Below are 22,950 nucleotides of genomic sequence, written 5' to 3'. Positions count from 1 at the left end.
TAGCTTTAACTTGTCTGCGTTTAAGTACAATCCAAAAGTGTGATATAATATTTGTTAACTTTACACACAAACTTGAAGGAAAGCGGGGAGATATGCGTGCTGCTTCCACATATAAAGCAACCAGGCGATCTGAAATCACTGTCGGTTGAGGAGTTGGCTTCTCTAGCCGAGGAAATCAGGAGCTTTTTGATTGAGAAGCTGTCCGTGACTGGGGGGCATCTGGCATCGAATCTGGGAGTGGTTGAGCTCACGATCGCCCTGCATTATTGCTATAACAGTCCAAAGGACAAGATGATTTATGACGTTGGGCACCAAGCCTACGTGCACAAAATATTGACAGGGCGAATGGATCGTTTTGATACACTTCGTCAGCATGATGGACTCTGTGGTTTTGTAAAAAGAAGCGAGAGCGAGCATGATGTTTGGGAGGCTGGACATAGCAGTACTTCTCTTTCGGCTGCAATGGGGATGGCCTTGGCACGGGATTTGAAGGGCGAGGACAATAAAGTTATTGCAATGATCGGGGACGGAGCATTGACTGGAGGCATGGCCTTCGAAGCCTTAAACCATATTGGTCATGAACGTAAAAATTTAATGGTCATTTTGAATGATAATGAAATGTCCATCGCCCCGAATGTAGGGGCCATGCATAATTATTTGAGCAAAATCCGCTCTGACCGTCACTATTTGCGGGCAAAGGATGAGCTGGAAGTTTTGCTGAAAAAAATACCCGCTATAGGCGGTAAACTTGCCAAATCGGCTGGCCGTGTCAAGGACAGTCTTAAATATATGATGGTGCCAGGTGTGTTATTTGAGGAGCTGGGATTTACGTACCTTGGTCCGGTTGATGGACATGATTTGTCCAAGCTGATTGAAACTTTTCAGCAGGCTGACAACGTTACTGGTCCGGTATTAGTGCATGTCGTAACCACCAAAGGTAAAGGTTATAAGCCTGCAGAGGCTGATTCGCACAAGTGGCATGGCATCAGTCCATACAAAATTGAATCAGGTCAGGTACTCAAAGCTGTAGGCAATCCGATGTATACGGAAATTTTCGGTAGAACGCTGATTGAACTGGCTGAGAAGGATGAGCGCATCATTGCGGTTACCCCTGCAATGCCTGGTGGATCAGGACTGGTACCGTTTAGTAAAGAGTTTCCTTTACGTATGATTGATGTCGGTATTGCTGAGCAGCATGCTGCAACCATGTGTGCAGCGTTGGCTATGGAAGGGATGAAGCCGGTATTTGCGGTGTACTCTACCTTTATGCAGCGTGCATATGACCAAATTGTGCACGATATTTGTCGTCATAATGCGAACGTGATGTTCGCGATTGATCGTGCTGGTTTTGTTGGTGCTGACGGTGAGACTCACCATGGCGTGTTTGATGTAGCATTCTTGCGCCATATCCCGAATCTTGTGCTTATGATGCCAAAGGATGAGAACGAGCTGCGCCATATGATGAAAACAGCACTCGACTACGAAGACGGTCCAATTGCTTATCGTTATCCACGTGTTAATGTGGTTGGTGTGCCGTTGGATAAAGAATTGCGTGCTCTTCCCATCGGCAGTTGGGAGCTTCTGCGTAAAGGCGAGGGTTACGCTGTAATCGCTTCAGGACCGATGCTCCAAGTGGCGACAGAGGCTGCGGAAACAATGAAACGTGAGGGTATGCAAGTGGGTATCGTAAATGCCCGTTTCCTCAAGCCTTTGGACGAGGAGATGTTGCGTGAACTGGCCCGCCAGCATACGAAGCTGATTGTATTGGAAGAAGCTTCTGAAGCGGGAAGTTTGGGCAGCGCTGTACTGGAATTTTACGCCAAAGAAGAAATACAAGATGCACAGGTGCGCTTAATGGGGATTCCCGATCTGTTTGTAGAGCACGGCTCCATCAAGGAGCAGCGCGCTGAAGTGGGGCTAACCGTTGAAGCTGTGTGTCTAAAGTTGCGTAAATGGTCCGCTGAGCCAGCATATGGCATGGGACAATCTGTATAGGGTAACTTAAAGTAAATAACATGATATTATAAAAAGTATGACAAGAGCAGCCTGGCTGCCAAAAGGGAGATTAACATGTCTGTTCCGAAGGAACGCATTGATGTATTGCTTGTAGAACAAGGTTTTTTTGAAAGTCGCGAAAAGGCAAAAGCCGCGATTATGGCAGGCCTAGTGCTGGCGGACAGTGAACGGATCGAAAAAGCGGGGATGAAGGTACCACGTTCCAGTGAGCTTAAAGTTAAAGGTTCGGTGCATCCGTATGTAAGCCGTGGAGGCTTGAAGCTCGAAAAGGCCATCCGTCAATTTGAGCTGGACATGAAGGGCAGGACGATGTTGGACATCGGTTCATCAACCGGAGGCTTTACGGATTGTGCGCTTCAGCATGGAGCTGAGTACGTGTATGCGATTGATGTGGGATATAATCAACTGGATTGGTCGCTTCGTAATGATGAACGTGTATGCGTGATGGAAAAAACCAATTTCAGATATATGACACCTGCGGATTTGAGCGGTCCTGTACCTAACTTCGCAAGTATTGATGTTTCTTTTATTTCGTTACGCATTATTTTGCCACCGTTGCTTGCATTGCTGCAACAACCTGCTGATATTGTAGCTCTAATCAAGCCTCAATTCGAAGCTGGTCGCGAAAAGGTTGGGAAATCTGGGGTAGTTCGAGAGCCTGCTACACATAAAGAAGTGCTGCAGACCATCTTGATGTTTGCGCATGAGCTTGGCCTGACATTGCAAGGCTTGGCCTTTTCCCCTATTACAGGTGGCGAAGGAAATATTGAGTTTTTAGCACATTGGCGTTTGGATGGCCTTCCGTCTGCTGAATCACAGCCGGAGAAGGTGGATTTCAGTCCACTAATTGAACGAACCGTTCAGGAAGCAGGTCAGACTTTTAATAACGGCCCATCGCGTAAGTGACATTCAGGGGTTCTCCATGAGTTCTGTGAACTTAAGAGAACCTCTTTTTGGTGTGGGGGATTGATTGTAGAACTCACGTTCGCCTATAATGAGATGTACAGATGAAAAGGAATTTCGCTTCATGTCCTCGAATATGTCCATGAGGTGATCGGTTCATGGACACGCGATACGATACGGTTATCATCACTGTAATCGGGGTGATATTAGGGATATGGGCTTTATATAGCCTGCGTGCCTGGTTAAAGGAGCCGGGACCGCTTGTGCTCAAAACGATACCGATTAACGTGGATTTGAACGAAGGACCTACTGTGGACCAACTAGAGGAAGCAGGGTATCAAGTGGTGGGCGGGAAAATGAAAATACCGCTTGCTTTTAATGTGAATGGACATACCGTGTATAGCCGTTTGTTTATAGACTACGTAGCTGTACGTAAAGGGTCGACATATATAGTCAAAACGTCGCGCCGCAAGCAACCCATGAAATGGAGCGGTCCTGATTTGAGGGACAGGCTTATGCCTTATTTGCTGCTCTATCCGGGCTGTGCGGGAGTATTGTACGTTGATACGGACGAGAAAAGTATTCGCCTTATTACATTAGTGGAAGACCTCGAAGAAGAGGAATATGAAGGTTAATCCATAGGAGGATTATATGAAGGGCCAACGACATATTAAAATCAGGGAAATTATTTCACAACATGAGATTGAAACGCAGGATGAACTAGTTGAAGCATTGCGTATGGCTGGTTTCCAGGTTACACAAGCAACTGTATCCCGGGACATCAAAGAATTACTGCTCATAAAGGTTCCAATGGACGACGGCAGATATAAATATTCGATGCCTTCAGACCAGCGCTACAATCCAACACAGAAGCTGAAACGAACATTGGTTGACAACTTTTTGCATATTGACTTCACAGCCAATTTAATTGTGATGAAATGTCTGCCAGGAACAGCTAACTCAATTGCTGCTTTATTAGATAATATTGAATGGTCTGAGATCATGGGTACGATTAGCGGGGATGACACCATTTTAATTATTTGCCGATCGGAAGAAAACAGCGAAACTATCGTGAATCGTCTTATGGGCTACATTTCCTAATTATAATGGCTACGCATATTAGGCGTTTTAATTTGTACATCATAGAGGTGAAAGAACGATGCTGGTCACTTTGTCTATACGGAATTTGGCAGTTGTAGAGGCTGTCGATGTTCATTTTTATAAAGGGTTTCATGTATTAAGCGGGGAAACTGGTGCTGGTAAATCCATTATTATCGACGCACTTGGATTGATTGCGGGCGGCAGGGGGTCTGCAGACCTCGTGCGTTACGGTTGTGATAAAGCAGAAATGGAAGCCTTGTTTGAACTCCCGGTCAATCATCCTGTTTGGAGTACGTTGGAGGAACAAGGGATTAAGGCTAATCCAGAAGAACATTTGCTGATTCGCCGCGAACTTACAATTCAGGGGAAAAGCTCATCTCGAATTAACGGTCAGATGGTTAACTTAACGATGCTGCGTGAAGTAGGTGAGCAACTCGTTAATATCCATGGGCAGCATGAGCATCAAAGTTTGCTGCGTGCAGATCGCCATCTGGCGCTGCTGGATACGTTCGGTGATTCGGTCATCGGTCCAGTCAAAGCGCTTTACCGAGAGCGCTATAACGCTTTTGTAAAAGCGGAAAAAGAAGTAAGAGAATTGCAAAGCTCCAGTCAAAAGGCATATCAGCTATTGGACATGTATCGCTTCCAATTGGAAGAAATTGCTGCGGCGGAGTTAAAATTGGGTGAAGATGAATTATTGGCAGAGGAACGGGTCAAGCTATCCCATAGTGAGAAAATGATGGATGGGATATCAGGAGCATACGAGCTGTTAAGTGGCAGAGGTGGGCTGGATACGGTCAATAATGTGTTGTCCAGATTAAATGATGTTCAGAGCTATGATAGTAAACACCTTCAGCCTATTGCGGAGCAGATTCAGTCTGCTTTTTACCAGTTAGAGGATGCAGCATTTCAATTGCGTTCTTATCGCGAGGATATTGAATTTAATCCAGGCAAGCTGCATGAGGTGGAGCAGCGTTTGAATCAGATTACCGGATTACAGCGAAAATATGGCGATAGTATAGAGCAGATTTTGGAATACTATAGCCGCATTGAGCAGGAAACCGATCTGCTAGAAAATAAAGATGAGCGGCTGGAGCAGCTTATCGCAAAGCGGGATGAGTTGCTTTCGAGTTTGCTGGAGATTGCTGAAGAGCTTACAGAAGCCCGCGAAATTTGTGCTGAAGAGCTTGCAGAGCAAGTGGAACAGGAATTAAAAGATCTTCAAATGGAAAGAACATCACTCAAGGTGCGGATTGATCCAATTGAAGATCCACGAGGATATGAATATAAAGGTTTAAAGGTACGACCTACCAAGCAAGGGATAGATAATGCGGAATTTCTGATTTCGCCCAATCCAGGTGAGCCACTTCGCCCACTTGGTAAAATCGCTTCCGGTGGTGAGTTATCACGTATTATGTTGGCGATGAAAAGTATTTTTGCACGTCATGATCAAATTCCGGTACTCATTTTTGACGAGGTGGATACCGGGGTAAGTGGTCGTGCAGCTCAGTCCATTGCCGAGAAGCTGTATCGTTTGTCTTCCGTTTGTCAGGTGTTTTCCATTACTCATTTGCCGCAGGTGGCATGTATGGCAGATCATCAGTACCTGATTGAGAAAAACGTTCATGACGGACGGACCATGACTCAAATTGAGGGACTAACAGAGGAAGGTCGTGTCAAGGAATTGGCACGGATGCTGGGCGGCGTAGAAATTACCGAAAAAACATTGCATCACGCACAGGAAATGCTGAATTTGGCGGAAGGAAAGAAAGCCTGAAAAGAGCGGCAGGCGTAATGATTAACAGTTATAAAAGCCTGGGGGCAAGGTTACCTTATAGGTACGCAATTGGCGACCACCTTTACTCGTCAAGCGAAAGAAGCAAAGGGAGCGTGACAGCCATTGAATTTTTACTCCAGGATCAAATTGCTCGGTCTTTTGCTTGTTTTTATTATGTGTTCTCTTGGTAACGCTCGGCATGTGCAAGCAGCGCTGCCTCTACAAGCTTCTTTGGATTTGTTTGGCTCTAAAAGCATGGCGACAACCCAAGAAAGCGTAATTCCCGACTTAAAAGTATACCCGGGGGGGCAGACGATCGGGGTCAAAGTAAAATCTTCAGGAGTGCTTGTTGTTGGTCACCATATCATTCAGGAAAGTAAGGATCGTAAGGTTTCGCCTGGTGAAACAGCTGGTATACGCCTAGGTGACCGAATAACGCACATGAATGGCAAACCCCTTAACAGTCTCGCCAAGGTAGCGGAAGCCGTAGACGAGGCAGGTAAAACCAAAAAGCCGCTTGACATTACCCTTTGTCGAGGCGAGCAGACGATTTCCACTAAGTTAACCCCGGCATATGATCAGGATGATAAAGCGTGGCGGCTTGGGTTGTATATTAGAGACTCGGCTGCAGGTGTAGGTACATTAACGTTTTATGCACCGGACCAGGGAGTCTATGGTGCCTTGGGCCATGTAATTACCGATATGAATACCCAAACTCCCATTGTCGTGGGCAGCGGAGAAATTGTGCAATCCAATGTGACGTCAATTGCGAAGAGCCAGAGTGGGGAACCTGGAGAAAAGCGTGCTCATTTTCTCAAAGATCATCGGATCCTAGGAAATATTGAGCGAAATACAAGTTTTGGAATATTCGGGAAAATGTCAGATGAGCCGCAAAATGGCTTATATTCGACGCCCATTCCTGTTGGACTTGCGAATGAAGTAAAGGAAGGGCCAGCAGAAATTTTGACTGTGCTGGAAGGTCAACAAATTCAGCGTTTTCAGGCAGAAATTGTACACATTTCTCAGCAGGATAAACCGGCAACCAAAGGGCTTGTCATTCGAGTTGTAGATCCAAAGTTATTAGATAAGACCGGCGGAATCGTACAAGGGATGAGCGGGAGTCCGATTATCCAAAATGGTAAGCTCATCGGAGCGGTAACACATGTATTTGTTAATGATCCTAAATCAGGTTACGGATGTTTTATCGAATGGATGTTGCGTGATGCAGGAATCATGAATAATAAACTGAGCTTGAAGTCATCCTCTAATCTTAAGGCGAGCTAGTGGCCTTAAGATTTTTTTGTCGAAAAAAGGGGGAATAACTCAGAAGTACACGATAAAAATTCAATTATAATAGAATTCATAAAAAAAATAAATAAAAATAATTTTCGACAGAAGGAATTCATAATTCGATGTCGAAATCATATACTCCGACAAGAAATATTTATGAAGTGCAAACAGATGTCCCAATGGAATAACACTCAATAAGGAGGAAGTACATTGCAAAAAATTGAGGTATTGTTGGCTGATGACAACCGGGAATTTACGAATTTGCTTGCTGAATATATTTCCGATCAGGAGGATATGGAAGTTACAGGAATCGCCTTCAACGGCGAAGAAGTGCTCCAACGCATCGCAGAATCCCGCAACATACCTGATGTACTTATTTTAGATATTATTATGCCTCATCTGGATGGTCTCGGTGTATTGGAGCGTTTGAGAGAAATGAACCTGACTCCACAACCGAAAATCATTATGCTGACTGCATTCGGTCAAGAAAATATTACACAGAGGGCCGTTCAGCTCGGGGCATCTTATTATATTTTGAAGCCGTTTGACATGGAAGTGCTCGCTAACCGTATACGCCAATTGGTAGGACCGCAATTAGTCAGCAACAGCCCGGTGACTGTGTCATCCATGCGGTCTTCTAATGTTGTGCCTATGGGTAAAACGAAAAACCTGGATGCGAGTATCACGGCTATCATCCATGAAATTGGCGTACCAGCCCATATCAAAGGCTATCAATATCTACGCGAAGCGATTACGATGGTCTACAATAACATTGAAATTTTGGGAGCCATCACCAAAACTCTGTATCCAGCAATTGCCGAAAAATTCAAAACGACGGCATCTCGCGTAGAACGCGCCATTCGTCATGCTATCGAGGTAGCATGGACCCGTGGAAATATCGACAGCATTTCCCACCTGTTCGGTTACACTATTAATATCAGCAAGTCCAAACCAACTAACTCAGAGTTTATTGCGATGGTTGCAGACAAGCTGCGGATTGAGAATAAGGTGTCCTGAAAGGTTCAGGAATATTGATGTAATAGGACCTCGAGGATTGGAACCCATTTACAGCTAAAACAATTTTGGTGGTAAATATCCGAGATAGCCTGTTTTGAACCGATAAACTTATATGAAGCATACCAACTGATACCGTTATTTATTGGGTTTGTCCAAATCCAATGAAGGGCGGTATTTTTGTTATGACAGATTTTGAATTTCAACTAGATAATTTTATGCTTTATTGCTCCTCTAAAAATTTGTCACGTAAGACACTGGCAAGCTACGAACAAACGTTAAAACTTATTGTTGCCTATCTTAAAAAGGAATTTCAAGTCGAAGAAGTTAAAAAAGTGCAATCTGGTCATTTGCGGCAATACATCAAACACTTGAAGGAGAGAGGAAAATATACAGTCGTCAACAAGGACGAATCAAGACAGATTAATCATCCTGAAAACAGGAAAGATTACAAGAAAGAAATTTCAACAACAACAATTGCTAATTACATTCGTAATATAAAAGTGTTCTTTAATTATCTGTATGAGGTTGAAAGGGAGATTCCTAAAAACCCCGTAGAGAAATTAGAAAACCCTAAAGTGGAACGGAAAATGAAGAAGACTTTAACTCCAGACGAGCTAAAAAGAGTTTTTAATCAATTTGAAACAAGTACATTCCACGGCTATAGAAATTATGTGATCTCTCGACTTCTTTTGGATACAGGAATGAGGATCGGTGAGTGTTTAAGCATCTTACCAGAGAATATTGACTTCCAGCACAAAAGTATCCATATTATCAATGCAAAGAATAAGCAAGAGCGTTTTGTTTATTTCTCCTATAAATCAGCTAATGAACTAAAACAGTGGCTTCGATACAAGGACAGATACTCAGAAAGTCCATTTATGTTTCCAACAACTAAAGGAACACAACTTGATGTAAGGAATTACGAGCGTGCATTGCGTGTGGCTGGAGAGAATGTTGGTATCCATATTCACCCTCATCAGCTCCGAAATAATTTTGCCAAATATTATATCTTAAATAATGGAGATTGGTTCTCTCTTTGTAGAATATCGGGGCATTCTTCCGTAGAGGTCACGCAAAAGGCTTATTTGGACTTTTCGGATGAGGAAATTGCTAAGAAGTATCAAAAGCATAGTCCTATAACGTTTATGGAGGGACTATGATATGACTGATATAACCGAAGAACAACAAAAATTATTTAAAGAGTTTCAGGAACTAAACGCTGAAAGGAATATGCTGATACTTGAGCAGATGACCTACAATGTTCTTTTTGATGGCTTATTCGCAACAGTGCGTAGTAGGGGAGAGCATCTTAATCAGAGAACTTTAGCCAAAATTATTTTGGAATTGCAAGATACGGTGAATACAATAAATAGGCGGTTGGTATTAGTGGAACTTGACAAGGAAATCGTATCAAGCAAACTTGGTGATAGCTTATGGATTTTGTTATTGAAAGCTGATTTGATATAAATTGAAAAGAATTATTTTCAATGGTCTTTATGTTTGTGAATGGCATATAATGCTCTGCAAAACATTTGTTATGATTTACCCTCCATTTAGCTCAGACGAGCTAGAGCATGTTGGTAAGGTAATTGAGTAGAAGACAGGAGTCCAATGGATGATTGAAAAGGAAACGTCTGAGGAAAGATACAACCGCTTAAAGAGGGAACGAGTTAAATTAATGAGAGCACTTGAAGTATACACTGAAATAATTGAAATGGTAATTAAACACCACCAATATCATGCAGATAGCGCTCTGTATACTGTAGAGACAGAAAAAGCTCTTGCTTTGCTGAACGAATTAAGATATAAGACAAGTGCAGAACTAATTATAGTTAAGCTAAAACTTGGGAGGATGTTATACCAATTCAAAAAATTCAGTGATTCAGTAGATTAGTAAGGATGCAGAACTGAGAGCGTCTTTTCATTTCAAATCTCCTGAGAAGAGCTCATGTATAGTCGTACGCTTTGCTAGCTGTTGATGTATAAAATTGCTTCTTATGCAAACGAGCGCTTAAAGCGCCTCTGCACACGAATAATTCCATAATCAAAATAATTTAATTGAATATAAATTTTTGTCAATCAGTAAGCTACAGAGTATTTAACTAAAAATTTTTTAATCGAAGCGACTCTCAAGAGTCCCTTTTTTATTGTGTATAACTTTATTCTATAAGCAGTACCAAAGAATCATTTTCCAAAATAATAATAAAATTATACATACATTTCCTATTTGTGTGATATAATGGTTAATTATTCCACATATTATAGAAAAGGAAGTGCTTTTCGTTGAAGAAAACAGCAATCATTCTTACAAGTGCATTGGCTTTAATGGCAGTAGCTCCTTTAGCCGCATCTGCCGCACCAGCCGCACCAGCTATGGGGATTGAAGTACCGAAGGGTCATGGGGGCATAGTTATCCAATCAACTGGTCAAGAGGTACATGAGCTCCTTGGTGGGACAAGTCCGACGATGAGCTTAATTGTTGAAAAAGGTTATGGACATGTAAGGATTAAAGTTCAGAATAGAGGAAAATCAGACCTCACTTGGAGCTTGCAAAGTAACGGGAAAGAGTATGTCTATAAAACTGTCGGCAAAGGGGACACATTAACGTGGACTAGCGTTAATTCATTCCCTAATGGGATGCCTTCAGGGAAATATATAGTTCAATTCAGAGCCAACGGTAACGAAGTTAGGGGCGATGCTTGGGGTACTACGGGTCAGTTCACAGGAGACATTAGCTAACCGTTACTACAAGCAGGGGAGCGTCTTGGATTTAAATCCAAGACGCTTTATATATTCAATACATATGTACAAAACTATAAAGTAAAAACGCTATGTAACAATATCTTAAAAATAGCTTTTTGCTGGTGACTCATAAAGATGTGTTGGGAGCTACCAACATTATTTTTACAAAAACATCTTTTGATATACTTGTTTTGTCAATTTTGCTTCATATGATAATACATAAGACAAATGCTTTAAGGAGGATTCATGACAAATTCTTTTTCATCAATATTGACATATAGCATACAAACAATCGCAATTTTACTAATTATCTATTATTTGTTGAGAAGAAACAAACAAAAAATAGGTTGGGGTTCACTTTCGCTGCTGTTATCCCTTCTTGGTATAGCTGTTTCTTTTGAATTTGGAGATTACATACTTGGTGATCATTTTCTTTTCCTTTTAGGATTGTCCACATGGTCTAATGTTAACAATACTGGGCTTCACTACACCATTTTTCTATCCAGCATTTTCTTTATCCCTAGTTTAATCATTGGATACAAAAAACCTAATGATTTTGGAGCTAAAATCGGGAAACTGGTTTCTAGTATATATTTAACTATAATAGTAATTACCCTTTTGTTTTTTATTATAATGTAAAGTACATGCTCTATATCGCTCTGGTCTTTGCTTTGAAAGTGACAATATTCAGACTACAATTAAGGAGTGAATTATGATATGAATTTGAAAAAGATTGTGACAATCGTGAGCATTTCTTTTTTTAGCATTATCATAGTCGTACTCATCTGCTACTTGCTAACTTTATGGGCGGCTAACAACCTACATGTACCTTCTCAATAGATTAAGCATTATTGTTGGGTATTCTTTTAGAAAGCATAGAAGCCTTCCTTCCCATAGAGAGTTTTGCAATATAATAAAGGTATGTGAATTGCATTTAACTTGATGTGGGCGTGAGTTGTAATTCTTAAATGAATCTTCATCGTTAAAAGCCCAGTACGTAGGATATATATAACATAAAGGGAGCTGATGCAATCTCAGAACTGTAAGGTAGATCAACATAAAGAGGATTGAGCTGAATATGCTGTGTAGGTGCCTCGCTTGCTTTCGCTTGTTTGACTGGAGCTGTGCTGAATGGATATAGGTGAATTAGTACAGTATTTAAATCGGATGAGTTCAAGCATAAGTGAAATAGGGGATAAAACTAGTTCAGGTTTACAGGACATTGAAACCAGATTGAGCAACTTAAATAGCATTCTTACTTCACTAATGTTTTGCTCATCATTCTAATTTTTGTTATTGCCATAAATACATTTCTAAAATGGAAAAATTTAAAGAATTAATTATTCAGTTCACATTAAATATGTTCATGCATGAAAGCCTTTATACATACCAGAAGTCGAGACGAGCTGGTTAAGGGCATATTCTTATGGATTGAGTATAGAACCTACTAGTACATTAAAAAGAATGCGAGCCTATAATGCAATTCAGCAAGAAATTAGCACAACCAAGCAACAACTACATAATTATAAAAACTTCTAACACTCATTCCTGAGTTGCAGGATATGGTTGAGGGACGAAGTTTAAGACTAATAGTGCTACGTTGATTCATGTAACTTATAACAAGGGATATAATACTTTTGACATAGTAATCTGTTTATTTCAGTCCATTGGTCACATAATATAAAAAGGGAATATCAGGATAATAGGTGGATGTCCCTAAACATCTCCTTCTGATAAGATTATTTCCATCAAAATTAAAGTGAACGTGGTAGAATGGGGAGAATATTAGTTCCATCTGACAAACTGATGGAAGTTGCTGATCAGTTCTTACACGGAAAGCATGAAATGGAACGTATGCTGAATCTTTTGAATGGACGAATTGATTTTGTCCAACAAGGCTGGTCTGGAGCTACCCAAGAGAAATTTTTTCAGGAATTCCAAGTTTCTCGACAATCCATGAGTGTGACGCTTGAGCGACTATCTAAAGTAGCACAGGAACTTATTTTTATTGGACGGATTGTCAAGCTAAGTGCGACAGTTCCTCTGAAAAGGATTCGTGAGCGGTTCTCCAACCCAAGCATTTTCGTGGTCTATGGTTGATCAAGCGCAGAGCAGTCTCCAAGGCTTCATCCGTGATTTGCGCAAAATCTGTCCCCTTGGGAAAAAACTCTCGCAAGAGGCCATTGGCATTCTCATTCGAGCCGCGTTGCCAGGAAGAATACGGATCTGCGAAATATACCTGTAGGCCATGAGCTTCTTCCAAGCTGGCGTAACAGGCAAATTCCTTGCCACGATCTGCAGTAGCGGTTTGAAATGCACCGTCAGGGTACTGCGAGGCTACTACACCAAAAGCAATTTCCATGGACAAAGCTGTACGGTCAGGCATGGGAACGGCGGTGTACAGTCGGGTCTTGCGTTCGATGAATGTAGCTACGCAGCCCTTGCTTTTCCCACGGCCCGAGACGACCGTATCGAGTTCCCAATGACCGAAGGTTTTCCGGGAACGAACCTCTTTCGGACGCTGAGAGATGGTCTTACCCACAGCGAACTTGCCGCGTGTCTCTACAGGCTTCTGCCGTTTACCTTTGTGGCGTAGGACGGCAAGCACTCCTTTCACCAAACGGCCTGTATATAGCCAGCGATAGATGGTTTTAAAGCAGACCACAGGGTGTCCCTCTTGACGGAGTCGTTCTACGATCTGCTCGGGAGACCACGTGGCATGAAGCTTTTCTTCAATAAGGACCGACTGCTGTGGTGTCCATTTTCCGGCTGGGACGGAGGACTTACGTCGCTGGACATAGCTCTCCTGAGATCGCTCGGCACAATAGGGCTTCTGCGTTTCATTTCGACGGAGTTCTCGGCAAATGGTGGCATGATGCCTGCCCAATTCACTGGCAATGGCTCGAGCACTTTTCCCCTGCTGGTGGAGGATTTCTAGCTTGCTGCGCTCGATTATGCTAAGATGTGTGTAGCTCATGGTGGATTCTCCTTGTGTGAATGTGGTGTAGGAACCTTCATTCTACACGAATCCGGCCATGGGCCATTTTTTATTTATTTCCAGTAGGTGTCGCACTTCATATTACAATCCGTCATGAAGAAAAAAATTATGGGTCTTGCATTGAGTTCGTGTCTTTTATTAGCGAGTGTTCCCGCGTATGCTGCCGACAGTGCGGCAGAACCTAACCAAGCAGTTGATCCAAACTTAGTAATCTCAACCAAGGAAGAATTGCATATCCCTAATAATGTAACTCTTAAATCAATTACTCCATTAGACAATGCTTCTATAACATACGATCACAATCACGGAATTGATTGGGATAGAAACAACAGACAGGTTTGGGGAAACACTCAGGCCCAGCAAGGGACGACAAAGCTAGACAGTTATACGAGAGCACGTTTTGAACAATTGAATGGATCAGTGTATGGAGATTCTGGACGAGTATGGAGCGCCAACCAAGGAAGATCCTATGCGCGGTCTGCTTGGGAAAACTATAATGCACTCAGATCCGGTGTAGCCAAAACATACTACGGTATCTAATTTTTCAACGAATTATTTCTGATATGAATCTCTGTTTTTAGTAATTCTATAATAAAAAATTCACCAAACAATTCACCTTGTTACCTATCTTGGAGGATACATTATGAACAATATTCGTATAACTCGTGTCAAAGTTTTAGATGTGCTTTTATTTATCGCTATTACCCTGTTCAGTTTCTCTTGCTTATTTACATTGTTTTATAATGAAAACGTAAATCTCGTAAAAAAACTAAGCAATAACTTTTATGATGATAATGCCTTGTTTTTCAAAACATCAAAAACTGAACTTGACTTTACTTCTTTATATGAGGCATTACCAAATGATACTGTATTATTTGGAAGGTTTTACGGGCAAGGAGAGGATATTCGAGGCGTTATATATAAGGGAGACTATGTTCCGCCCAATTTAATAAGTGGAAGGTTTTTCTCTGAATCTGATTTCATATCTAATTCGCATGTTGCAGTTATTGGTAAAGATGTCCCCATAAATAAAACCATAAATGAAAAAAAATATGTCGAATATAATCATATGGATTATGAGGTCATAGGGATTATTGGGTACAATATACCTACTAGAATAGATCGAACAATTTTGCTGAACTTAAATGCTGATAATATCACTTCCAGTGTTGAATATATTGTTAGCAGTTCAACCATACAAAATGGTTTGAATTTTATTGGAAACGAAAAAATGTTTGGGCAGGTTTCTGTATACGACAAGGAAAATGTTAATATTTTGCATATAATTGATAGAGGTAATAATCAATTAATTACATCCATAATTTTTATTTTCGTACTCTTTGTAAATAGCTTATCAGTAATGATCTTTTGGAACGAAAAAAAGAATACTGAAATGAAGATCAAATGGAGCAACGGGTACACTAAAAAGAAAATATTAATAGATGTGTGGAAAGATTTTTTCCCAATACTATTGCTGAGCTTAATATCGGCTCTTGGCTCTTCTTGGTTTTTCGGGAAATATATGCATGATGTCGAGCTAAGCCTTCAACCGGCTATGTTAGGGGCGACGATCCTGCTTTTATTGTTTTCATTTTTAGTGATCGGTATTTCCTATAGAAAGATGACACAAAGGTGATCTGTGATGCTCAATTTGCTTATTGATTCATTAAAACAACATAAACGAAAAACCATACTTTCCATCTTACAATGTACTGCTTCGTACATTTTGGTTATTTTGACATTAAGCTTGGCTACACATACAAATGAACTTGCATCAAATGTTCAAAATGCTACATCCTCTTTATACAAGGTAAATGACAATTTTTTTAATGATGAGGAAAAGAACTTTCTTGCTCAATCGGATAACCTCAAGGTCTTAAATGAGCTGTACGAGTGGGAAAAAACGAATCCAAGTTTTAAGTATATTATTGCAAGCAGACAAAATCTTTTTCTAGATGTGCAAGGCTTGCCTGCAAAGTTTCAATATGGATATGATGCTGGACACGAGACCCCAGACGCATATGAAAGTATTCAAGTGAATCAACAGTTTATTGACCATTTTGCTATCCAGGCTTCTGAAGGTAGATTATTTCAAGCTGGAGATTATAACGTGAAAAATGACGTTATTCCTATAATTTTGGGGCATGAATATAAAGATTATTTTAAGTTGAAACAAATCATACACGTGGGATATATGGGAGTAAATTTAAAGTGTAAAGTAATTGGCTTTTTGGGGCAGCATAGCTTTTATAATAATGGATACGCTTTGAAATACTTGGATAGAATTGTTGTATTTCCATCGTTGGAAGTAGACAATATTCATGCACAAGATAGAAGTTTTATGTTAAAACTATTTTTGGATAAAACAAGTGGCTACATCCAATCTTCTCTTTCGGCACAAAAAATCCAAAAGTTGTTCACGCAAAAAAGTTTGCAACTTGATATCGAGCCATATGTTGTGGAAGGAGTCTCAAATTTTTATCTTACGATGTGGGGGCTAGAAGGAGAGCAATTACAAAAAGTTCTATTTATATTTTCATTTGTCATTGCTTTTGTTGCTCTATTCAGCATTTCAACAAATCTCATAGCTAAAATCACTTTACGTAAATACACATATGGAATCATGATTGCAAACGGTACAAGAAGAGCAGTAATAAATCTTTCAATTCTTTTTGAGATATTTTTTATCAATTTGGTATCATTATGTATTGCAGCTTTGTTTTCATTTATGATTTCTCAAAATATAAATATTCCTATTCTACTTATTTTCAGCTTCACACTTTCACTACTGTCTTTTATTCCTCCATGGATTTCTGTGAATAGATTAAAGTTGTCGAAAACAATACGAGGTGGGAACTAATGAGTGTAATTGCATTAAAGAATATAAATAAATCTTACGGTTCAAGAATGATACTTTCCGACGCCTCTTTCAATGTAGATCATGGAGATTTAGTAGGAATCATAGGCAGAAGCGGGTCAGGTAAAACTACCTTGTTAAATATTCTAGGGTTTATGGATATTGCAGATAGCGGGGAGTATTTCTTTGATAGTCAACTAATTAAGCCCAAAGATGAGAAACGAATGACTGTGTTAAGAAGAGATGAAATCGGATTTATTGTACAAGATTATGGTTTAATTAAAGAAAGAAGTGTTTTTTATAATATTGCCTTGCCTTTATTGAGTCAGAACACACCTAAAAAGGAAATTAAGCACCGTGTTGACTCTATTGCGGAGCAACTTAAAATTTCTGACTTAATTAATGAATACCCCCATGAAATTTCTGGAGGTGAAGCTCAAAGAGTCGCAATAGCAAGGGCGCTTATCAGAAAACCGAAAATAATTTTGGCAGATGAGCCAACAGGTGCTTTAGACGAGTCAGCAGAATCAGACATATTGGAAATACTTCATGCTCTTAATAGAACGGGTGTCACAATTGCAATGGTAACTCATAATCAAGTTGTTGCAAATATATGCAAGAAATTATATTCAATAGTAGATGGGAAAATCGTTCCTGTGTAGCGAATATACTACAAATGCTTTAGTGTAAAGTTGCAACCCAATAGAATGCCACATCCCTGTTAATTGGATGTGGCATTTTTATGTCAATTTGCTTCTGATTTCCATGTTCAAAGAATGGAGGAAACTCATCTTCAAAGCATGTAACAAATGACTTATCAAAGTCCCAACTGTATTTAGTAAAAGATTCTTCTATGCCTACCGGTTATAGAATTATTACGGGTTATCCTGTATTTAAATAAAAGAGGAGAATAATATATGAAACAAGAAGTGAGTTATGAAAATTTGAAGTACTTTATAGAGAGTTACTTTAATTGGAGTATGGATTTCGCTGATTTAGAGAACTTAATTGAGGAGTTCAAAAGTAGGGAGTTACCTGCTTATGTTGAAGGTCTGACTCAGGAGATTGAAGAAATAAATGAACTAAAGACTTGGGATAGTGTACAAGAATTTGTTTATTTATATGGACAAAGAAATTTGAACATTAAAAAGATTGAGCGCATGATTGAGTTGTTACTGACAAAATTACACGGAGATAAATAAAAATTATCTTGTAGAGCGATAGAATAAAAATGCGGCAAAAAGGTCTAATTACGAACTAACAGGTCACCACGGAGGAAATTAAAGCACCATCATGAGTATTCCTCAAAGCAAGAGGACTCCAGCCATGTATTATGTTGGTAGAGTCCTTTTGTGTTCATCTTACAGTTTATTCTCATTTACCAGTTTTAAAATAGGGATTAGGAACTCTTGGGTGTAAAAGAAACCGCCCTTTGAAGGAGCAGTCACTCGACTGTGGTCAAATACTTTAAAATCGTCAATGTTTGTTATCTCATGTGTTTGACTGTCATATACTAATTCAACTAAATCTTTATAGTCTTGGTTTGATCTAGGGAAGCACAGTACATCGTGAATTGTATCATGGGAATCCAAGACATAAACATGAGTGTCAGTAACTCTATAATTCATAATTTCTCTCCTTATAATGGTATAAAGATATAATAATACAACTTATATTGCTTTTTATACTTATCTCTCAAGTTTGTCCAATTACATCAGTTATTCTCTATCTCCAATTAGTTGTACACCTTGCTTCAATAACCACCGTGACAAATTGTTGAGTAGGTCAAAAAAGTCTATACATAATACATGTACTTTCAAGGATGTAGCCGAGTCAATTGACGCAAGGGAATAGGATCAAAGTACGACAAATTATAACGCATTCACGCTATAAAATGCTGTGTGAAGACAATAAATCCCGTTTGGGTATCTTTTTTTGACTTGCAATGTTTAAAGGAGGAATTAGATGGACTAAAAATAATACTCTCGTGGTTTATAAAACAAGCCTGAATAGTTATGCTAACTAGCTCGAAGGAAATTTTCCCTTTTGTATACAATTCTGAAATTCTCTTTAATTTTGATATAAACAATGTGTCGATTCTTGTCGATATAATATCTATTATAAAGAGAACTGAGGAGCGAATATATGAAATTTAACATTCGAACAAAATTGTTATTAGGGTTTCTTGCGGTAATAATCCTGTTGGTTGTGATTAGTGCAGTATCAATCTCAAGAATGAAACAGTTAGGCGATACTTCAATGGAAATTGATAGCCATTGGATGCCAAGTGTGACCATCCTCGGAACACTAAATGGTGATATATCTGATGTAGAGCGGCTTTCATTAAACATTATTGTAGAGCGTGACCCGCAGGAAATGGAAAAGGTTCAGGCCGAATATAATAAGGTTTTAAAAAAAGTTGAAGAAGGCCGAAAAACATATGAAAAGCTAATTTCCACTCCTAAAGAGCGTGAAATGTATGAGGAATTTTCTAAAAATTACACAGAATATTTGGATAAGTTGCCAGAAGTGATTGCCGCTGGGAGAGCTAATGATTACACTCAATCAAGCATCCTTCACCAAGAATCCTACAAGCTATGGTATAGTTCGAACGATATGATCAGTCAGCTGATTAAGTTGAATGCAGATGGATCAAAACTGACGACGAAAGAAGCTGTTGATAGCTTTATTTCAGGTAGACAATTAGTTATCATTTTGAGCATTGCAGCCGTTATACTAGCATTGATCATGGCGATCATTATAGCGCAAATTATTTCTAAGCCTATTTTGCGCATCAGTCGCGCTGCTGAAAGCATTGCCTCCGGTGATCTTACTGGGGAAGCCATTGTAGTGAAGGGCAAGGATGAGATTAGCACGCTGACTCATTCTTTTAATACGATGGTTGAAAACCTACGTCAACTCATTCAGTCTGTAAGCCAGACGACCGAGCTGGTAACCACGTCCTCGGAAGAATTGACAGCTAGCGCAGAGCAAAATAGCCAAGCAACTGAGCAAATCACCGAAACGGTGCAAGAAGTTGCTACAGGGACGGGCAATCAGGTGGATATGGTGACCAAATCGTCTCAGGCTATCGAGGAAATGTCCATTGGCGTGGAACAAATTGCAATTCGTGCGCAAAATGTTTTTGCATCAGCACAGGATGCGGCTCACAAATCAGCTGAAGGCAATCAGATGATCCAGCAGGCTGTTGTCCAAATGAATGGTGTGAATGACTCTATGAATAGCTTGGCTGACCTTATGGCCGGATTGGGAGAGCGTTCTGATGAGATCGGGAAGATTATTGATGTCATTACCAACATTTCGAGTCAAACCAATCTTCTCGCGCTGAACGCTGCCATTGAGGCGGCCCGCGCAGGAGAACATGGCAGCGGATTTGCTGTAGTTGCAGGTGAAGTGCGTAAGTTGGCAGAACAATCGGCTCATTCTGCTCAGCAAATTACAGAGCTAGTGGGATTGATACAAAAGGATACCTCGCATGCTATTGAGGCGGTAGCATCCAACGGGCAAGATGTCATGAAAGGTCGGGAAGTTGTGCAGAATGCAGGTGCCTCCTTTGAACTTATTCAGGAAACGGTTAATAAAGTAGCCAGTGAAATTGAAGAAGTCTCTGCTGGATCGGAGCAAATGTCTGCAAGTACCGATGAGATTGTTGGCTTTGTAAAACAAATTTCAGTAATTGCTGAAGAGGCTGCGGCCGGGACACAGCACGTATCTGCTGCAACTCAGGAACAGCTGGCATCGATGGAGGAAATAGCTTCCTCTGCAAGAAACCTGTCCAAAATGGCAGAGGATCTGCAAGGGCAAATTGGTAAATTTAAAGTATAATTTGTATACAGTTTCTATATTTTAGGGGAAAAGCTGCTCTATTGAGAGTGGCTTTTTCCTATTCATTTTAATATATATTGTAATTAATGGATGGTAGTATGACGAGCCTATAATTGGAAATATATGATATAATGATGGGAAACTCTTTGAATAGGAGAGACATCATGGTCAATAAGACTGAACTTAAAGCAAGTGAATTGCGTCAGTTAGCGATAGACAAAATCATAGCTGCACCATTTTTGAATGATTTTAAATATCTGAAAAGTAGAAAAGTTTTGAAAAAAGAAGACAAGGAATTTATATTTGAAATTTGTTTTGGTGCGACCAAATATAGTGCGTTAAAAGTTTACATTATCGTGGAATCAAAAAAAATAAAAAAGAAATATAGTACGGGGGTTTGTTTTCACAGTGAGTTGATTGCTTTGACCAAAAAATATACGGGAAACAGGGATTACCTTGTGTCCACAGAAGCAGAAAGAGAACGAGTGATCCAAGAAATTATTGAAGATATTCACGCTTTCGCGTTGCCCTTTTTCAAGCGCTTTGAACATTTAGAAACACTAGCAGAACAAGTACATAATTCAGGCTTTTTACCGCATCGCAAACGCTTTGATACATTTAATCCGTTGACGAAAAGGTTCATTGATTTTTATTATCAAGGGGAGTAATGCAGCTATCAGAGGAATTTTTGTTCACACCGTCGGGAAGTAAATAAGTATAACCATGAGGAGAAGGGATTTCCATGGAATAGGTATTATCGTTCTAGCGGTATTAACGCTAAAGATTCTAAGCAAAGGCGGGGATGAGAGCATGTGGAATAGTCTGACTTGGATGATCGTCGGTGCGTTGTTAGTGGTGTTGGGTTGGATTGTTATGGCATGGCGTGGACGTAGCAATAAACAAGCGAATGAACATCGGAGCAGTAATGTCGTTGAATTTCGTCCTCGTAAGCCCGCCCGACGATCCCGCTCTGGAAATGAAATGAAGTCTAAAGTGTCTTCTGGTCCACGTGCGAATACAAAAGCAGCAGATATCCAGGCCAAAGCTGGATTTGGACTGTCTGACTCTATCCAGAGAACAGGCAAGCAAAAATGCTCCTTTTGTAAAAAAGAAGATAAATTAACCTTTTATGCCGGTGATAATGGTTCGCTGTATGGGGTATGCAAAGAGTGTAAGCATAAGGCGGAAAGGCAGGATATGCTGCCACTTTAGTCCATATAAACTATTGAAAGGTCATCATCATATAATTAATAAAAGCTCCTAACCGTATGTAAGTATATTGGTTAGGAGCTTCTTGTTCGTGTTTTATCCCGGAGCCCATTTTGCTTTCTAGTCGCAGTTCACTTTATGAGGAGGTATAAAGCATTTACGACAACGAGGCTCATAAGCCTCAGAGTCACCGATCATCACGATAGGTCCTACTGTAGAAGGTTTCCCATTGACCATACGTTGCGTAAATGCTGCTTCCGAGCTGCCACATACAGCGCAGAAAGAAGTCAGCTTCTCGATGTCATCCGCCATAGCGAGCAGACCGCCGATATAACCGAACTCCTTGCCTCGGTAATCCAGATTTAGCCCATCGGCAATGACATGCTTTCCGCAATAAGCTAACTCTTGTATAAGCGCCATAATATGCCGGCTGAAAAACTGGACTTCGTCAAAGGCAACCACATCGGCATCTTTTGTTTCTTGCAAAATACGCTGAACAAGCTCATCCGTGAGTTTTCTTGGAATAGAAATAGCGGGCAGCCGATATCCGATCCGGCTTACAATTTCATCCTCGGAATAACGGTTATCTTCAGCAGGTTTGTAGGCAACCACCTTGCGATGCCCGTATTGGATTAGTTTTTGACAACGGCGAATCAATTCGCCGGATTTTTCGCTGAACATGGGGCCTGTAATAATTGTAATCCGTCCTGTAGGCAAAGCGAATTCCCCTCTCTGTAACATGTACATAACACTGCAAATCTCTTCATCTCCGAAAGAAAACGCCATTATAGATTACCATAACGGGCCACATACAGACTAGAGAAAATATATTGTTTTTCGACATGTTATTGTATGTTTATTCTTCAAATGTAATGGTGGTCGTCATTGCTCTGCCGCCGCGGGCGTGATATGGTGAAGCGTAGTGGAATGAAGGGAAGAGTGAAAGGCATGGACGAAAAAAACACGGATTATAGTGCGAAAAAAAGAGCATTACTGGAACAAGGACTGGTTAGCCCGCAAGCGCTGGAGCTAATCATTGAGCTGGAGACAGAGCTTGATTTTCTAAGCAAGCAAAATGAATCTTTTCGCAAGGCATTGCGAGCCAAATCAGCACAAAGTCCAAGAATGTCTACCAAATTACGAGACGCGCTGTATGAATGATAGGGTGAGATATCTGGATGGGACTAGATGATT

Annotated in this window: 24 protein-coding genes and 1 pseudogene; 22 read left to right on the top strand and 3 right to left on the bottom strand. The window is 40.4% G+C overall.

The window, feature by feature from the left end; genetic code table 11:
• Positions 1 to 96: 96 nt before the first annotated feature.
• The 13 genes and pseudogenes from dxs to FKV70_RS06210 all read left to right on the top strand — a co-directional run.
• Positions 97 to 1,995: a 1-deoxy-D-xylulose-5-phosphate synthase gene (gene dxs, locus FKV70_RS06270; RefSeq protein WP_142612139.1), complete on the top strand. Its 1,899-nt coding sequence runs from the start codon at positions 97 to 99 to the stop codon at positions 1,993 to 1,995.
• A gap of 75 nt (positions 1,996 to 2,070) precedes the next feature.
• A complete protein-coding gene (locus FKV70_RS06265) occupies positions 2,071 to 2,922 on the top strand; it encodes a TlyA family RNA methyltransferase (RefSeq protein WP_142612138.1) in 852 nt (283 codons plus the stop codon).
• A 155-nt stretch (positions 2,923 to 3,077) separates the two neighbouring features.
• The gene (locus FKV70_RS06260; RefSeq protein ID WP_142612137.1) at positions 3,078 to 3,554 is read left to right on the top strand and encodes a hypothetical protein; all 477 of its coding nucleotides are present in this window, start codon (positions 3,078 to 3,080) and stop codon (positions 3,552 to 3,554) included.
• 16 nt (positions 3,555 to 3,570) lie between these two features.
• Positions 3,571 to 4,020 carry a transcriptional regulator AhrC/ArgR gene (ahrC, locus tag FKV70_RS06255; RefSeq protein ID WP_142612136.1) on the top strand — a complete coding sequence of 150 codons (450 nt, stop codon included), beginning with the start codon at positions 3,571 to 3,573 and terminating at the stop codon, positions 4,018 to 4,020.
• Positions 4,021 to 4,078: 58 nt separating this feature from the next.
• Entirely contained in the window at positions 4,079 to 5,797 is a 1,719-nt protein-coding gene (gene recN / locus FKV70_RS06250; protein WP_063213559.1) for a DNA repair protein RecN, read from the top strand.
• A 123-nt stretch (positions 5,798 to 5,920) separates the two neighbouring features.
• Entirely contained in the window at positions 5,921 to 7,081 is a 1,161-nt protein-coding gene (spoIVB, locus tag FKV70_RS06245) for a SpoIVB peptidase (protein ID WP_142612135.1), read from the top strand.
• Positions 7,082 to 7,297: 216 nt separating this feature from the next.
• A complete protein-coding gene (spo0A, locus tag FKV70_RS06240; protein WP_063213557.1) occupies positions 7,298 to 8,104 on the top strand; it encodes a sporulation transcription factor Spo0A in 807 nt (268 codons plus the stop codon).
• A 182-nt stretch (positions 8,105 to 8,286) separates the two neighbouring features.
• Entirely contained in the window at positions 8,287 to 9,264 is a 978-nt protein-coding gene (locus FKV70_RS06235) for a tyrosine-type recombinase/integrase (RefSeq protein WP_142612134.1), read from the top strand.
• A 1-nt stretch (position 9,265) separates the two neighbouring features.
• A complete protein-coding gene (locus FKV70_RS06230) occupies positions 9,266 to 9,571 on the top strand; it encodes a hypothetical protein (RefSeq protein WP_142612133.1) in 306 nt (101 codons plus the stop codon).
• A 148-nt stretch (positions 9,572 to 9,719) separates the two neighbouring features.
• Positions 9,720 to 9,998 carry a hypothetical protein gene (locus FKV70_RS06225; protein WP_142612132.1) on the top strand — a complete coding sequence of 93 codons (279 nt, stop codon included), beginning with the start codon at positions 9,720 to 9,722 and terminating at the stop codon, positions 9,996 to 9,998.
• Positions 9,999 to 10,387: 389 nt separating this feature from the next.
• Positions 10,388 to 10,843, top strand: a complete 456-nt coding sequence (locus tag FKV70_RS06220) for a hypothetical protein (RefSeq protein ID WP_244310675.1) — start codon at positions 10,388 to 10,390, stop codon at positions 10,841 to 10,843.
• 249 nt (positions 10,844 to 11,092) lie between these two features.
• Positions 11,093 to 11,485, top strand: coding sequence for a hypothetical protein (locus tag FKV70_RS06215; protein WP_142612131.1), 393 nt, complete (start codon positions 11,093 to 11,095; stop codon positions 11,483 to 11,485).
• 1,134 nt (positions 11,486 to 12,619) lie between these two features.
• A pseudogene (locus tag FKV70_RS06210) lies at positions 12,620 to 12,862 on the top strand (WXG100 family type VII secretion target); the annotation flags it as partial.
• A gap of 4 nt (positions 12,863 to 12,866) precedes the next feature.
• Here FKV70_RS06210 and FKV70_RS06205 read toward each other — a convergent pair.
• Positions 12,867 to 13,823, bottom strand: a complete 957-nt coding sequence (locus tag FKV70_RS06205; RefSeq protein WP_142611679.1) for an IS30 family transposase — start codon at positions 13,821 to 13,823, stop codon at positions 12,867 to 12,869.
• A 129-nt stretch (positions 13,824 to 13,952) separates the two neighbouring features.
• Here FKV70_RS06205 and FKV70_RS06200 point away from each other — a divergent pair, with 129 nt between their 5' ends.
• The 5 genes from FKV70_RS06200 to FKV70_RS06175 all read left to right on the top strand — a co-directional run bounded on the left by FKV70_RS06200 (position 13,953) and on the right by FKV70_RS06175 (position 17,903).
• The gene (locus FKV70_RS06200) at positions 13,953 to 14,384 is read left to right on the top strand and encodes a hypothetical protein (protein WP_142612130.1); all 432 of its coding nucleotides are present in this window, start codon (positions 13,953 to 13,955) and stop codon (positions 14,382 to 14,384) included.
• A 103-nt stretch (positions 14,385 to 14,487) separates the two neighbouring features.
• On the top strand, positions 14,488 to 15,480 hold the full coding sequence (locus FKV70_RS06195) for an ABC transporter permease (RefSeq protein WP_142612129.1): 993 nt from the start codon (positions 14,488 to 14,490) through the stop codon (positions 15,478 to 15,480).
• A 6-nt stretch (positions 15,481 to 15,486) separates the two neighbouring features.
• Positions 15,487 to 16,704, top strand: coding sequence for an ABC transporter permease (locus tag FKV70_RS06190; RefSeq protein WP_142612128.1), 1,218 nt, complete (start codon positions 15,487 to 15,489; stop codon positions 16,702 to 16,704).
• Positions 16,704 to 17,363 carry an ABC transporter ATP-binding protein gene (locus tag FKV70_RS06185; RefSeq protein ID WP_142612127.1) on the top strand — a complete coding sequence of 220 codons (660 nt, stop codon included), beginning with the start codon at positions 16,704 to 16,706 and terminating at the stop codon, positions 17,361 to 17,363. The genes FKV70_RS06190 and FKV70_RS06185 overlap by 1 nt, the downstream gene beginning before the upstream one ends.
• A 255-nt stretch (positions 17,364 to 17,618) precedes the next feature.
• A complete protein-coding gene (locus tag FKV70_RS06175; protein ID WP_071558868.1) occupies positions 17,619 to 17,903 on the top strand; it encodes a contact-dependent growth inhibition system immunity protein in 285 nt (94 codons plus the stop codon).
• 159 nt (positions 17,904 to 18,062) lie between these two features.
• On the opposite strand, the gene FKV70_RS06170 is transcribed toward FKV70_RS06175, so the two are convergent.
• The gene (locus tag FKV70_RS06170; RefSeq protein WP_142612126.1) at positions 18,063 to 18,329 is read right to left on the bottom strand and encodes a hypothetical protein; all 267 of its coding nucleotides are present in this window, start codon (positions 18,327 to 18,329) and stop codon (positions 18,063 to 18,065) included.
• A gap of 517 nt (positions 18,330 to 18,846) precedes the next feature.
• Between FKV70_RS06170 and FKV70_RS06165 the strand changes: the two genes are divergently transcribed.
• From FKV70_RS06165 to FKV70_RS06155, 3 genes are all read left to right on the top strand, one after another.
• Positions 18,847 to 20,547, top strand: a complete 1,701-nt coding sequence (locus tag FKV70_RS06165) for a methyl-accepting chemotaxis protein (protein WP_142612125.1) — start codon at positions 18,847 to 18,849, stop codon at positions 20,545 to 20,547.
• A gap of 164 nt (positions 20,548 to 20,711) precedes the next feature.
• Complete coding sequence (locus FKV70_RS06160) at positions 20,712 to 21,215, top strand: hypothetical protein (protein WP_142612124.1); 504 nt, start codon at positions 20,712 to 20,714, stop codon at positions 21,213 to 21,215.
• Between the two features lie 142 nt (positions 21,216 to 21,357).
• Positions 21,358 to 21,759, top strand: coding sequence for a hypothetical protein (locus FKV70_RS06155; protein ID WP_142612123.1), 402 nt, complete (start codon positions 21,358 to 21,360; stop codon positions 21,757 to 21,759).
• A gap of 117 nt (positions 21,760 to 21,876) precedes the next feature.
• Here FKV70_RS06155 and FKV70_RS06150 read toward each other — a convergent pair whose 3' ends face one another.
• Positions 21,877 to 22,473, bottom strand: a complete 597-nt coding sequence (locus FKV70_RS06150) for a thymidine kinase (RefSeq protein WP_208738393.1) — start codon at positions 22,471 to 22,473, stop codon at positions 21,877 to 21,879.
• 210 nt (positions 22,474 to 22,683) lie between these two features.
• Here FKV70_RS06150 and FKV70_RS06145 point away from each other — a divergent pair, with 210 nt between their 5' ends.
• The gene (locus FKV70_RS06145) at positions 22,684 to 22,917 is read left to right on the top strand and encodes a hypothetical protein (RefSeq protein WP_142612272.1); all 234 of its coding nucleotides are present in this window, start codon (positions 22,684 to 22,686) and stop codon (positions 22,915 to 22,917) included.
• The last annotated feature ends 33 nt before the right edge of the window (positions 22,918 to 22,950 follow it).

This window comes from Paenibacillus ottowii (assembly GCF_006874425.1).
Taxonomy (GTDB): domain Bacteria; phylum Bacillota; class Bacilli; order Paenibacillales; family Paenibacillaceae; genus Paenibacillus; species Paenibacillus ottowii.
Note: the sequence above shows the minus strand (reverse complement) of the source record. Positions and strands in the feature narration are given on the sequence as shown.

What these genes read in the sequence shown, in the direction of transcription:
- FKV70_RS06205 (WP_142611679.1), bottom strand. Translation starts at nt 13,823, where the DNA reads ATGAGCTACACACATCTTAGCATAATCGAGCGCAGCAAGCTAGAAATC.
- FKV70_RS06185 (WP_142612127.1), top strand. Translation starts at nt 16,704, where the DNA reads ATGAGTGTAATTGCATTAAAGAATATAAATAAATCTTACGGTTCAAGA.
- FKV70_RS06160 (WP_142612124.1), top strand. Translation starts at nt 20,712, where the DNA reads ATGGTCAATAAGACTGAACTTAAAGCAAGTGAATTGCGTCAGTTAGCG.
- ahrC (WP_142612136.1), top strand. Translation starts at nt 3,571, where the DNA reads ATGAAGGGCCAACGACATATTAAAATCAGGGAAATTATTTCACAACAT.
- FKV70_RS06170 (WP_142612126.1), bottom strand. Translation starts at nt 18,329, where the DNA reads ATGAATTATAGAGTTACTGACACTCATGTTTATGTCTTGGATTCCCAT.
- FKV70_RS06260 (WP_142612137.1), top strand. Translation starts at nt 3,078, where the DNA reads ATGGACACGCGATACGATACGGTTATCATCACTGTAATCGGGGTGATA.
- FKV70_RS06165 (WP_142612125.1), top strand. Translation starts at nt 18,847, where the DNA reads ATGAAATTTAACATTCGAACAAAATTGTTATTAGGGTTTCTTGCGGTA.
- FKV70_RS06265 (WP_142612138.1), top strand. Translation starts at nt 2,071, where the DNA reads ATGTCTGTTCCGAAGGAACGCATTGATGTATTGCTTGTAGAACAAGGT.
- FKV70_RS06230 (WP_142612133.1), top strand. Translation starts at nt 9,266, where the DNA reads ATGACTGATATAACCGAAGAACAACAAAAATTATTTAAAGAGTTTCAG.
- FKV70_RS06175 (WP_071558868.1), top strand. Translation starts at nt 17,619, where the DNA reads ATGAAACAAGAAGTGAGTTATGAAAATTTGAAGTACTTTATAGAGAGT.
- FKV70_RS06145 (WP_142612272.1), top strand. Translation starts at nt 22,684, where the DNA reads ATGAAGGGAAGAGTGAAAGGCATGGACGAAAAAAACACGGATTATAGT.
- FKV70_RS06195 (WP_142612129.1), top strand. Translation starts at nt 14,488, where the DNA reads ATGAACAATATTCGTATAACTCGTGTCAAAGTTTTAGATGTGCTTTTA.
- FKV70_RS06190 (WP_142612128.1), top strand. Translation starts at nt 15,487, where the DNA reads ATGCTCAATTTGCTTATTGATTCATTAAAACAACATAAACGAAAAACC.
- FKV70_RS06155 (WP_142612123.1), top strand. Translation starts at nt 21,358, where the DNA reads ATGTGGAATAGTCTGACTTGGATGATCGTCGGTGCGTTGTTAGTGGTG.
- FKV70_RS06200 (WP_142612130.1), top strand. Translation starts at nt 13,953, where the DNA reads ATGGGTCTTGCATTGAGTTCGTGTCTTTTATTAGCGAGTGTTCCCGCG.
- recN (WP_063213559.1), top strand. Translation starts at nt 4,079, where the DNA reads ATGCTGGTCACTTTGTCTATACGGAATTTGGCAGTTGTAGAGGCTGTC.
- FKV70_RS06235 (WP_142612134.1), top strand. Translation starts at nt 8,287, where the DNA reads ATGACAGATTTTGAATTTCAACTAGATAATTTTATGCTTTATTGCTCC.
- FKV70_RS06225 (WP_142612132.1), top strand. Translation starts at nt 9,720, where the DNA reads ATGATTGAAAAGGAAACGTCTGAGGAAAGATACAACCGCTTAAAGAGG.
- FKV70_RS06215 (WP_142612131.1), top strand. Translation starts at nt 11,093, where the DNA reads ATGACAAATTCTTTTTCATCAATATTGACATATAGCATACAAACAATC.